Annotated in this window: 15 protein-coding genes; 12 read left to right on the top strand and 3 right to left on the bottom strand. The window is 58.4% G+C overall.

Features of this window, described 5'->3' with window-relative positions; all coding sequences use genetic code 11:
• The 6 genes from BLR16_RS28705 to BLR16_RS27705 form a co-directional block, all read left to right on the top strand.
• The coding region (locus tag BLR16_RS28705; RefSeq protein ID WP_176946520.1) for a phage tail tape measure protein at positions 1 to 2,355 on the top strand (2,355 nt) is incomplete at its 5' end.
• Positions 2,352 to 2,642, top strand: a complete 291-nt coding sequence (locus BLR16_RS27725; protein ID WP_092194755.1) for a hypothetical protein — start codon at positions 2,352 to 2,354, stop codon at positions 2,640 to 2,642. The genes BLR16_RS28705 and BLR16_RS27725, both read left to right, overlap by 4 nt.
• Positions 2,643 to 2,768: 126 nt before the next feature.
• On the top strand, positions 2,769 to 3,386 hold the full coding sequence (locus BLR16_RS27720; protein WP_092194753.1) for a recombinase family protein: 618 nt from the start codon (positions 2,769 to 2,771) through the stop codon (positions 3,384 to 3,386).
• A 44-nt stretch (positions 3,387 to 3,430) separates the two neighbouring features.
• A complete protein-coding gene (locus BLR16_RS27715; RefSeq protein ID WP_176946519.1) occupies positions 3,431 to 3,838 on the top strand; it encodes a hypothetical protein in 408 nt (135 codons plus the stop codon).
• Positions 3,839 to 4,222: 384 nt separating this feature from the next.
• Positions 4,223 to 4,405, top strand: a complete 183-nt coding sequence (locus BLR16_RS27710) for a helix-turn-helix transcriptional regulator (protein WP_092194751.1) — start codon at positions 4,223 to 4,225, stop codon at positions 4,403 to 4,405.
• A gap of 3 nt (positions 4,406 to 4,408) precedes the next feature.
• Entirely contained in the window at positions 4,409 to 5,377 is a 969-nt protein-coding gene (locus BLR16_RS27705; protein ID WP_092194749.1) for a replication initiation protein, read from the top strand.
• Positions 5,378 to 5,542: 165 nt separating this feature from the next.
• Here the strand turns inward: BLR16_RS27705 and BLR16_RS27700 are convergent, their stop codons facing one another.
• Positions 5,543 to 5,905 carry a hypothetical protein gene (locus tag BLR16_RS27700; RefSeq protein WP_092194747.1) on the bottom strand — a complete coding sequence of 121 codons (363 nt, stop codon included), beginning with the start codon at positions 5,903 to 5,905 and terminating at the stop codon, positions 5,543 to 5,545.
• A complete protein-coding gene (locus BLR16_RS27695; protein WP_241689269.1) occupies positions 5,902 to 6,063 on the bottom strand; it encodes a hypothetical protein in 162 nt (53 codons plus the stop codon). Before BLR16_RS27695 ends, BLR16_RS27700 begins: the two co-directional genes overlap by 4 nt.
• A gap of 901 nt (positions 6,064 to 6,964) precedes the next feature.
• On the opposite strand from BLR16_RS27695, the gene BLR16_RS27690 reads away from it, so the two are divergent.
• The 5 genes from BLR16_RS27690 to BLR16_RS27670 are packed head-to-tail and all read left to right on the top strand — an operon-like array spanning position 6,965 to position 8,823.
• On the top strand, positions 6,965 to 7,144 hold the full coding sequence (locus BLR16_RS27690; protein ID WP_092194743.1) for a hypothetical protein: 180 nt from the start codon (positions 6,965 to 6,967) through the stop codon (positions 7,142 to 7,144).
• Complete coding sequence (locus BLR16_RS27685; RefSeq protein WP_092194741.1) at positions 7,141 to 7,395, top strand: helix-turn-helix domain-containing protein; 255 nt, start codon at positions 7,141 to 7,143, stop codon at positions 7,393 to 7,395. Before BLR16_RS27690 ends, BLR16_RS27685 begins: the two co-directional genes overlap by 4 nt.
• 29 nt (positions 7,396 to 7,424) lie before the next feature.
• The gene (locus BLR16_RS27680; protein WP_129446465.1) at positions 7,425 to 8,204 is read left to right on the top strand and encodes a hypothetical protein; all 780 of its coding nucleotides are present in this window, start codon (positions 7,425 to 7,427) and stop codon (positions 8,202 to 8,204) included.
• Complete coding sequence (locus BLR16_RS27675) at positions 8,201 to 8,632, top strand: DUF5681 domain-containing protein (protein WP_092194737.1); 432 nt, start codon at positions 8,201 to 8,203, stop codon at positions 8,630 to 8,632. Before BLR16_RS27680 ends, BLR16_RS27675 begins: the two co-directional genes overlap by 4 nt.
• Positions 8,629 to 8,823: a hypothetical protein gene (locus BLR16_RS27670; RefSeq protein WP_092194735.1), complete on the top strand. Its 195-nt coding sequence runs from the start codon at positions 8,629 to 8,631 to the stop codon at positions 8,821 to 8,823. The genes BLR16_RS27675 and BLR16_RS27670 overlap by 4 nt, the downstream gene beginning before the upstream one ends.
• A gap of 16 nt (positions 8,824 to 8,839) precedes the next feature.
• On the opposite strand, the gene BLR16_RS28480 is transcribed toward BLR16_RS27670, so the two are convergent.
• Positions 8,840 to 9,091, bottom strand: a complete 252-nt coding sequence (locus BLR16_RS28480; RefSeq protein WP_129446466.1) for a hypothetical protein — start codon at positions 9,089 to 9,091, stop codon at positions 8,840 to 8,842.
• 101 nt (positions 9,092 to 9,192) lie between these two features.
• Between BLR16_RS28480 and BLR16_RS27660 the strand changes: the two genes are divergently transcribed.
• Positions 9,193 to 11,195: tape measure protein (locus BLR16_RS27660; protein ID WP_143012389.1), on the top strand; the 2,003-nt coding region annotated here is incomplete at its 3' end.

The following is an 11,195-nucleotide window of genomic DNA, read 5'->3' as shown; positions in this document are numbered from 1 at the left end:
GATCGAGCTGACGATGCATCCAAGTCACTGATCAGCCATAACGCCACCGTCAGCGAGACGGTAAGCGCATACAAGGCCCTGTCGGCTGAGCAGCAGCGCCTGCAAAAAATCACCTGGGCCGACCAGCAGGCAGCAGCGTTGGACAAGGCATCATCCGCCCTCGATGACTACGCCTACAAGGTAGAGCGGGGCATCACCCTCGGGCCGTTTGCCGATCAGTTCCGCAGCATGATTGCCGAGGTCGAATCAGGAAAGCGAAGCCTCGACAGCGTCACGCAGTGGATTCAGACGAACAGCAACGCGACCCCTGACTTCATTCGTAAGCTGGCCGAGTTGGCCGCAACGCAGCAGACGAACACGGCATCGGCCGCTGACCTGGCCACGAAGCTGGGCACCGTCGATGCGGCCACAAAGGCGATATCGCAAAGCACTGGGAATCTCACGATAAGTCAGAGCGGTTCAGGCTCTCAGACGAGGGCTCAAGTAGCTGAGTGGGAAAAGTACATCGCAAAATTGACTGAATCACGCGACCTGATCGGCGCAAACGCGAAGGCCGAAGCCGCCCTTATGGCCCAGAAAATGGGGCTGACCAAGGAGCAGGCCGCTCAGTCCAGCATTGTGGCCGAGCAAACCGACCTGTTGAAGAAGTACGAGGAAGCAGTGAAAACTGCTGACAAGGCCCAGCAGGCCGCACTCAGAGCCCAGCTTGTAGCCCTGTACACCCAGCAGCAAGCCGCAGAGGACGCAACGGCGGCTGTGAAGAAAAGCCACGAAGACGCTGCGAAGGCCGCCGAGGCCAGTGCCAACAAGCAGATCAACCAGATGCAGCGCGTCATAGACAAGGCGCTCACTCTAAGCAAGGGCACGAACCTGCTTTTGCTGCCGCAGACGAAGCCACAGGCATTGTCCGGAGCCGCGCTGTTGACATCTGGGACGGCTCCCGGAAAGCCGGGGGCCGCAGCTCGCCTAACCCCGGAACAGCTCGTAGATCGGCGACTCAAGCAAATCCAGGAAGGGACGCCGCCAAACAAGAACGCCGGCAAGGAGAAGGCCTTTCAGGAGGACGCCGGCACGAAGCTGCTGGACGATGCCAGGCAGCGCTATGCAGTCCTGCAGCAGCAAAGCCGGGAGCTGCTGACACAGGATGGCACGACCAGGTCAATCGGTGCCGAGCAGAAGAAGCTCGTCGAGCTGGAAACCGAAATCGCCCAGCTCAAGGAGAAAAAGACGCTCACCGCCGCGCAGAAGCAGGTTCTGGCCATGGCTGATCTGAACCTCGCACAGCAGAAGCAGAACGCGGGCCTGGAGAAAGAAAACGAACTGCGCAAGCAGGCCACCGAGGAAACCCAAAAGCTGTTTTCCTTTCAGGCGAACCTGAATAGCCAGCTCGTCAAAGACCGGACCGGACTGAACAACAGCCTTTCAGGGCTCGGCATGGGCGACCAGCAACGCGCCAGGCTGCAGGAACAATTCGGCATTCAGGAGCAGTACCAGTCGCAACTGGATGCGCTCGCAGCGCAGCGCAATGAGGACAAGATCACCCCGGAGCTGTACGCCAAGCAAACCGCCGCACTGAACGCAGCGCTGCAAAGCCGACTGGCCATGCAGCGCCAGTATTACACCGACGTGGACAGCGCAGAACAGGACTGGGTGCTGGGCGCAAGTTCGGCAATGCAGACGTACCTCGAACAGTCGCGCAACGTCGCAGGGCAGACAAATCAGCTGTTTACACGGGCGTTCGGCAACATGGAGGACGCGGTTATCAACTTCGTGAAGACTGGCAAAGCATCATTCAGCGACTTTGCCGACGGGGTGGTTTCCGACCTCATCCGCATTCAGTTGCGCCAGGCAGCCGCGGGCTTCCTAAGTACGGCGTTCGGATTCATGACCGGTGGTGCATCTACGCTCGGGCAGGGTGTCATGACCGGATCGAGCCAGATGATATCCAAATCAGGGTTTTCCGGTGGCGGCTACACGGGCGACGGCGGCAAGTTCGAGCCGAAGGGTGTTGTGCACGGCGGTGAGTTTGTCGTGAAAAAGGAAGTGGTCAGCCAGCCCGGCGCGCGTGAGTTCCTGGAGCGCATGAACGCCAACACCAAGGGCTATGCCGACGGCGGGTATGTCGGTAGTGCCGCATCCACATCCAGGGCGTCCAGCTCTTCAGCGTCGGTAAGCATGCCAACGATCGAACAGAACTTTTACTTTCAGGGAGGCGCAGACGAGAACATGGCACAGAATCTGAAACAAGCAGCTGACGATGGCGCAAGTCGGGGCATGAAGGGTGCCTACGAGATGATGTTGCGCGACCTGCAGCGAAATGGCCCGGCTATGCAACTCATCAGGAGCAAGCGATGAAAATCAGTGATATCAATATGCCAGAGTTGATCGAGGCGCTAAGCCAGGCTCTGGTGCCGGTGATCTTCAAGGGCATGGAGGCAGAAACGCCTCCCCACGTATGGCGTGAGCGCGCGCAACTGAACGCTGACGTCATGGGCCGCTTTATCGCGGTGATCCATTGCGGTGAAGAAGTCGGTCCGGAGGTTGTCGAGCTGACCGAGATTTTCACGAAGCAGATGCGAGAGAGCTATGCCGAGTCGTTCGGCACTTTGCTCGGGCCTCGGGGCAAGTTCAGCGCGGTGTAAACAAAGGTATGCGCGGGCTGATACGGGCTTATTTGCCTATATTTCGGCTTTTCCTTGATAAGTAACAGCCAAAGTGCAACAGTACATAAAATGCACCTTTACTGATACACCTCAAGGAATACACCGATGTTCGTCCGCGCATATTTGCGAGCCTCTACCGCCGAGCAGGATGCCGGCCGTGCCCGCGCCTCGCTCGAGCAGTTCGCCAGCGATCACGGCACAGTCATTGCCAGCGAATACCTGGAGAATATGAGCGGAGCCTCGGCAGATCGCCCGGAGCTGCTGAGGCTGATCAGGGATTCGCGCGATGGTGACGTGCTGCTGGTTGAGTCAATCGACCGTCTGTCGCGCCTGCCGCTGCCAGACTGGCAGAAGCTCAAGCACGCAATTGATTCGAAAGGCCTCCGAATCGTCGCCCTCGATCTGCCAACCAGTCACCAAAGCATGCGAGACACGACCGGCGACGAGTTTACCGGGCGCATGCTCTCGGCCATCAACTCAATGCTGGTCGACATGATGGCCGCCATTGCACGAAAGGACTACGAGCAGCGCAGAGAGCGCCAGGCGCAGGGAATAGAGCGCGCAAAGTCGGAAGGTCGATATCAGGGACGCCCAGTGGATGAGGATCTGCACAAGCGTGTAAAAGAGCTTCTGGCGGCAGGCCTGGGTATTCGGGCGACAGCTCGGCACGCGAAGTGCTCAACAACTACGGTGATCAAGATCCGCGATAAAACCGGTGTCTGATAGAGTGTCGGGAGCCCTACAGACAGAACCCGACACCGCCCGACATGAGCAAACTTACCCTCGGCCGCATGGCAAAACTCTACGGACTGCACCGTTCGACGCTGTACGAGGCTGTGCAGAAAGGCCGCGTGTCTGCTGGCCTGGACGGCAAAGGCCAGCGCGTTATAGACCTGTCTGAAATGATTCGTGTGTACGGTGAACCGCCAGGTAACCCGACACCAAAACCCGACACTCCGACAGACCAACCAGACAGCAACCCGACACCCGCGCACTGGGCTGAAATGCTAGCCGAGCTGCGCCTTTTGCGTGAGGAAGTGGCAGGCCTGCGCAAAGAGATGCGCCTGATCGGGCATGAAGGCGTCCAGCCTCAAGTTGAGGATCAACCCCCAGTGGGGGAAGTTGAGCGGCCGCGCGCCCAGTCATTTGCCGACCTGTTGGACGCTTTGAGGTAGGGCGGGTGTCACACCTATTCAGCAATAAAACCAATATCTCGCGCCACGAAATCGCACCTACGCAAATCGTGGCGCGGGCCTTGTAAACAGGGCGTTTGCCGGTGGTTTTTTTGGCTTGCGTTGATTTTGAAGCGCCGTTAAGATCAGGCATAATTTCTGCAACGCAGAAAAAGCAAAACCCCCGACCAGGTGCAAACTGGGCGAGGGTTTCATAAGCCAGAAGGCTCGGGTTTCGGATCATGCTTTTGCGGGCTTGGTCACCAAACCAGTTAGCAATCGCTAACCAGTGGCGTGATTTAATACCATTGGTTCACAGGTCGTCAATACGCCCTGTAATGCGGCTGCGCATGGTTACCCTGCCTTCATTGATCGAGATAGACGACGATGAAGATAGACACACACCGCCACACCGGCAAAGCAGTTGCTGAAGCCCTGGGCGTCTCACAGCCTACGCTTGTGCGCTGGGCAAAAGACCCTCAGTTCCCCCAGCCCATGCGGCTCAGTACCAAAACCGTGCGTTACAACCTCGACGCGGTAAAGCAGTACCTGTCCGAAAAGGCAGCGTGACCAATGGCCAACAGATCGGCACCCCGCAGTAGTGGGGCTGCCGCACCCTGGAGCCAGCAGCCGTTAGACCTGTTTTTTGAGCGTCTGCCGTCCCGTCCGTTCTGCAGCAACAATCCGAGCCTTGAGGGGCTTTACCGCCTACCGATCAAGGAGGCCACCGAGTGCCTGTTGATCCAGCCGAACACCGCAAAGCTTGTGGTGTGTCTGTGCTTCGATGTCGACCGAAGCCTGGCCGCTATCGACTGGAACGACCGGGCCTGCCCTGCACCGAACATCACCGTTCGCAACCCTGACAATGGTCACGCGCACCTGATCTACCTGTTGGAAGCCCCGGTGTCCGTTTCTGATGTCGCCAGGATAAAGCCTGTAATGTTTATGGCTGCAATTCAGGAGGGGCTCAGGCGCGATCTGGGGGCCGATAGGGGTTATTCCGGGCTGGTGGTAAAGAATCCCCGGCACAAGCACTGGATAACCCGCTCATGGCGCGACGAGCCGTATTCGCTCGAAGAGCTGGCCGGCCAGGTCAACTTGCCAACGGCTGCCGAGGTTCGCAAGCGCAGCAAGCAAGCAGACTATGCCGGCCTCGGGCGAAACTGCACTGTGTTTGAGGTGGTTCGTAAGCAGTCCTACACGCTCGTTCGGGACTTCTGGCGACCTGATGGTGAGAAGCACTTTATCAAGGCCGTGCAGGAGCTGGTGATGGCGTCCAACCTGACAGACATCGGCAATCCGATGCAGCCCAGTGAGTGCAGAGCGATTGCGCGCAGTATCAGCAAATGGACGTGGTCGAAGTTCAATCGTCATGAGTTCAGGGCCATACAGTCGGCACGCGGGCAAAAGAAAGGGGCCACAAAGCGCGATGAGATGCTGCCCACCGCTCAATCGATGGCGGCTGAAGGGAAGTCACAGCGCGAGATTTCACAGGCTCTCGGGGTTTCTCAGAAGACGGTCAGTAACTGGTTGAAGGGATGAGTGAGTAAAAGCCATATCAGATATACAGACCTTGGGCTGGCTCAGAACGCCTCAATCCTTACAGCTCACACACCCGCGAGCCCCAACGGCTGGTGATCAACACACAGTGCCAATCACCACACGCCGGGGTTGCCGTCCGATCGTCATACTACGAAAGTTTCGTAGTTACTCAGGTTCTGACGTGTCATCGAGTGTTGACCACCTGCCTTCACAAAGCTCAATAAATTCGTGATCTGACAATGGGTTGTATCGGTTCAAGTGACCGCTGAACCGAAGCAGTGCCCAGCTTGTTGCGCTGCAATCCTTTTCCCAGGCATCGTAATCAAGGTGACCGCCTACGTCTTTCTTGTCCGCGCACCACTCTGGCAGCTGTCTGGCCATGCGCATTTCGTTTAGGTATGTCCACCAGCGTGATGCATGTCTGCGTTCGGCAAGTAGTAGATCTGTGATCAGTGCGCGCTGATCAGGTGTAAATTCAGCGTCAACAATGCGGGCCTGCAGGCACGGTTCTGTTTTATTCTCGCTCATTGTGCACCGCCTTCGGCATGCAGCATCGATGCCCAGTTGATCGCGCAGTTGTAGGAGAGGATCGCCATGACCTTGCACAGCACGACCGGCGTGCCTGGCTGGGCAATGATCGCCATCGCAAAGGCGAGCAGTTCCAGGACTACGGCTGTTTCGGCCATAATCTCTTGATTTTCAACGGTTTTCGTGTAAATTTGGTTAGGTTGCATGACGTGTGCCTCACAGTTGCGTCGTGTGATAGCCGTCCCCGGTGTTGACGCACCGGGGCGGCACCTTTTCAGATTGGCAAAATTCTTTGCCGGTCTACTGCTTACCCTTCTCTTTGGCTTCCAGCCCGGCCACCACAAGCGTCCGTATTGCTGTCGTCCTACTTACATCTACCCCTGTCTCGCTCGTTACGCGCTTTGCGTATGCATCGACGCGGTCGATCAGCTCCTGGGGAATCCTCATCGTTACTGTTGGTGTGTTTGCCATGTGAGCCTCATTCCGTGTTGATGGGGCTAGTGTAAGACAGTGTCTTACACATAGCAATAGGGGGTGCAAAATAATTGCAGCCCCCAAAGCTGGGGTCAGTGATTCCCTTTTACGACCAGGTCGCGAAACCCATGGGTAGCTGACTGGGTTTTCCTCAATTTGAGGGAGTGTCCCGAAACTTCGGGAGACCGGCTTAGCGGGCAGCCGATCTTTGCCACCGCTGGTGGGAATCTGACCTCCCATTTCGGTATGGCTCAAATCTGATCCATGGGGATGAACCAGATTTGGGGGATCAGATCGGTCCACATATGGACGCATCTAGATGTGAGCAAACATGCGTGCATCCAAAACTGGATGGATCGCAGGCAGGAGAACATCTGTACTCCTGACAGCAGGTCAGAACAGGTTTTCGTATCACTTTGGAACGTCTGAAATTAGTGATACGCATTGGAATCACCTTATTACCTATATGCGCCAGTACGGGCGACCTTATGTCGTTTCAGTTTAAGCACACCCAAAAAACACTGTTTATACATTCATATACGGCCTAATATCGGCATATCAGCGCATAGACACATGAGGCGAGATATGCAGACCACCAAACCACCACGCGGCCGCAACCACAAAGCGACCAGCTCCGACATTGAAAAGGCCTGGCGTCGAATTCGCGATGCGGCAGACGCGGGCAATCTGGAGGCATCAGCCCTGCTCATTGCCCTGGCCGACAAGCGACCGCTTATCGATGCGGGTGCGGGGCTGGCTGCATGACTATTGCCGAAATTGCCGACATCACGAACACCAGCACATCGGCGCAGCGCGCGCGAATCCTCAAGCATCTGCAGTCCGGGCCACTCACGACAATCGAGGCCCGTACCCGCCTCAACGTGATGCACCCGGCCGCACGCATCCAGGAGTTGAGATTGGCGGGCTATCCCATAAAGACCCATCAGCGCACCGCCTTGGATGACCAGGGCCGTCGACATGGGTCCGTGGCCGTCTACTACCTCACTGCATCCTGATGCCGACCAACCAACTACTGGATATCACCATGAACGAACAGCAAGAAAACAGCACTCAACCAGCAGCCATGCCCATCCGCCCGCCAGAGCCGCCGGCGCTGCCAACCATGCCGCGCACCACCAATCTGATGGGCCCTGACAGTTGGAAGCGTGAGATCCAGGAAGTGGCCGGTCCATTCGGCGATGACCGCGCGATTCTCGGCGCTCTGGACGTACAGCGCCGCATGGTTGAGGCCTATGAAGCGCTTGAGAACATCCGCAAGACGCGCAATCCCAACGACACGGCCAGCCAGCACCTGGCACGGGCTGCCGACGCCTATGAGCGAATGGCTATGGTGTCTGCACGCAACTCTGATGCAGCGCTCAACACGATCAAGGGTCGACGCAACGAGATCGACTTACAGGTGGAAAAGGCGCTGGGCCTGCACAACTCGCTTGATGCTGCCGAGATTCGCCAGGCCTTGCGCGGCATGACGCCAGAGGCGCGCGGTGCTGCGATCCAGGCGGCAATCGAAAACAAGGATGGTGCCGTACTGCAGGCGGTGTTTACCGGCCGGGAGATCAGCACCGGTGTCACTGATGTGCAGCGCAACAGCTTCCGGCGCCGTGCCGAGCAGAAGCACTGCCCGGATCTGCTGAAACTGCGCCAGGGGCTGGATAAAGCTGAAAGCCTGATCAACGGCGCGTTCAACGACGTTGAGAACCTGCACAGCCATGTAGGAGCCAGGCCGGAGGTGGCCACCGCGTTTGCCAAGCAGACGGCCGCCTCTGACGAGGCCTGGCTCAACTTCAATCGGACCCTTGCATGACTGATCGCAAGCCCGCGGAAGGCCGGACGCGCAAAGGGCAGTTCCAGCCCGGGTTTTCCGGCAACCCTGGCGGCAGATCGGGCAAAACCCAGGCAATCCGCGAAAAGCTGGCCAGCGGCGCGGAGGCGGTCACTAAAAAAGTCCTCGCTGCAGCCAAGAAAGGGGATATGCAGGCCTGCCGACTGATCCTTGAGCGCCTTGTTCCGGCGCTCAAGCCAGTGTCAGAGCCGGTCGTTTTCGATCTTGACGATACCGATCTGCCAGCCACGGCCAGGTCAATCATGGCCGCTGTTGCCGGTGGCGTGCTGTCCCCAGACCAGGGCAAGGCGCTCATTGACAGTGTGTCGAGCATGGCGCGCGTGATCGAGATAGCAGAACTGGAGCAGCAGTTGAACGATCTGCGCGCGCTCATGGAGGCCCAGCGATGACCAGGAGAGCCCTGATAAACAAGCTCAAAGACCATGCCGGCAAGGTGGAGACAGATTCTGTCGTTCGCCAAATCAGCCAGATCATGGATGAGCTTTCAGCCGAGTCAGTCAACGGACACACGTTCAAAGAGCTGACCCTCAAAGACCTATTTGCGGACGCCGTCGATGTCTCTCAAAAGCCTGAAAACTGAGATCCAGCGCACCGCCTCAGAAGCCCTTGAGCGCTTCGATAGGTCGCTTACCGTGATGCTCATCAAGATCGTTCCTGGACGCCGTGGAGCGCCACCAGAGCCGTGCGCAGGGTGGGCATGCGAGTACCAGATAGCTGGCCAGCGCAGAAAGCTGTTCTTCATCGGTTCCGAGGACGACGCAGAGGCCACCATTCGAGCCCTCATCGATCACGAAGACCAGGTAGAGCGCATCAAAGGCGTGAGGCCGGCCGCAATCCTTATTCAGCAACAAACCCCACCAGATGACTGCCTACTGATCGCAAAGGCGACACGCGGCGTCAGCACGCAACAGCACGTAGCACGCTTTCACAGCATGCTCAGGAGCGTTTAATGGCCCTAACATCAAGGTTGGCGCTTGAAGTAGACGGACGGGGGGCAGAGGCGCAAATAGACAGTGTGCGCCGCGCCTTGATCGCCCTCAACGATGCAGGTCTGCGCAGTGGACCGGTACTGTCCGGAGCGTCCAGGGCAGTGAGTGACACCGGTCGCAATTCCGCGTCAGCAGGTGCCCAGGTTCAGGCGCTCGAAAGGCGCGTGCGCTCGCTTGGCACGGCCGCCGCTGGACTGGCTGGACCGCTTGTTGCGGCAGTCAGCACGAAAGCGTTTTACGACGCAGCCGAGGCCTACAGCACCCTAACAAACCGCATGAAGCTGGTCACCGATGGTGCTGGAGAGCTGGCCACGGCACAAAAGGCAGTGTTCGACATCGCGCAAAGCTCCCATCAGCCGCTCAATGCCACGGCCGAGCTGTATCAGCGGATCGCGACCAATCAGAAAGAGCTGAAACTGACCGGAGCAGGCGTTGCCGGCGTCGTCGGCACGATCAGCAAGACCCTGGCCATCTCCGGCGCATCGGCATCGTCAGCCAACGCAGCGCTGATCCAGCTTGGCCAAGCGTTTGCTTCTGGAACACTGCGCGGCGAAGAGCTGAACAGCGTCATGGAGCAAGCCCCTGCATTGGCCCAGGCCATTGCGGCCGGCATGGGCAAGACGGTTGGTGAGCTGCGTACGCTTGGCGCTGCCGGGCTGCTGACGGCTGACTCTGTTGTGAAGGCGCTGCAATCACAGCAGCAGGCCGTCGACCAGCTTTTCGCCAGGACTGCCGTGACGATCGGCAACAGCATCACTGCGCTGGATAACTCGTTCACACAACTGGTCGGCAAGATGGACCAGGCCAGCGGTATCAGCGCAACCATATCATCCGCATTCGTTGCCGCTTCCAAGTCCATGGACGCGCTGACCAGCGATTCGTCAGCCACCTACCTCATGCTTTCCCGTGTGTCGAACGCAGCGGAAACGCTCGCCTACATCATCGGCGGTCGACTGGTGCTCTCTACGGGCCAGGCCATCGCGAATCTGGCACTGTCGACCAAAGCGTCTATCCAGCAGGCTACCGCGTTGTATAGCTCAACCGCTGCAACGCTTACCGCAAGCAAGGCCGAGGCAGAATCAGCGAAACAGTCGCTACTGAGCGCACAGTCCAAGCAGGCCGACGCAAATGCAACGCTCGTCCGGGCAAATGCCGAGCTGGTAGCAGCCGAGCAGAAGCTGGCAGCCGACAAAAGTCGTCAGCAGTCAGAGCTGAACAACCTGCGTTCCGTACAGGCCGTATTGGTGGCCGAGCGCGAGCTGGAAGTATCCAGGCTGGCAACCCAGATTTCCGAGCAGGGTCGAGCTGCAGCACGCAACAGAATGGCTGCAGCGAGGCTCGATGAAATCAAAATCATCAAGCAGATCCAGGCCGCCGAGATCCAGTTGGCAGCCACCACGACCGCTGCGTCTGCCGAGATTCAGCAGGCCTACGTCGTGAGGTCTGCAGCGGCAGCGGGGGTAGCTGAGACTACCTTGGCCGCCAATGCCGCCATACGAGCCTCAGAGACAGCCACAGCGGCAGTGACGACGGCCAGCAAGGCGCTACTTGTCGCGAGCGCTGCCGGGCGCGGGCTGTTGGGCTTGCTTACCGGGCCTGTCGGCTTGATTGCCATGACCGGCGCGGTTGCCTACTCATTCCTGAGCGTCGGTGATCGAGCTGACGATGCATCCAAGTCACTGATCAGCCATAACGCCACCGTCAGCGAGACGGTAAGCGCATACAAGGCCCTGTCGGCTGAGCAGCAGCGCCTGCAAAAAATCACCTGGGCCGACCAGCAGGCAGCAGCGTTGGACAAGGCATCATCCGCCCTCGATGACTACGCCTACAAGGTAGAGCGGGGCATCACCCTCGGGCCGTTTGCCGATCAGTTCCGCAGCATGATTGCCGAGGTCGAATCAGGAAAGCGAAGCCTCGACAGCGTCACGCAGTGGATTCAGACGAACAGCAACGCGACCCCTGA

It is taken from the genome of Pseudomonas sp. BS3767, from assembly GCF_900099665.1.
In the GTDB taxonomy this organism is placed as follows: domain Bacteria; phylum Pseudomonadota; class Gammaproteobacteria; order Pseudomonadales; family Pseudomonadaceae; genus Aquipseudomonas; species Aquipseudomonas cerasi.
Note: the sequence above shows the minus strand (reverse complement) of the source record. Positions and strands in the feature narration are given on the sequence as shown.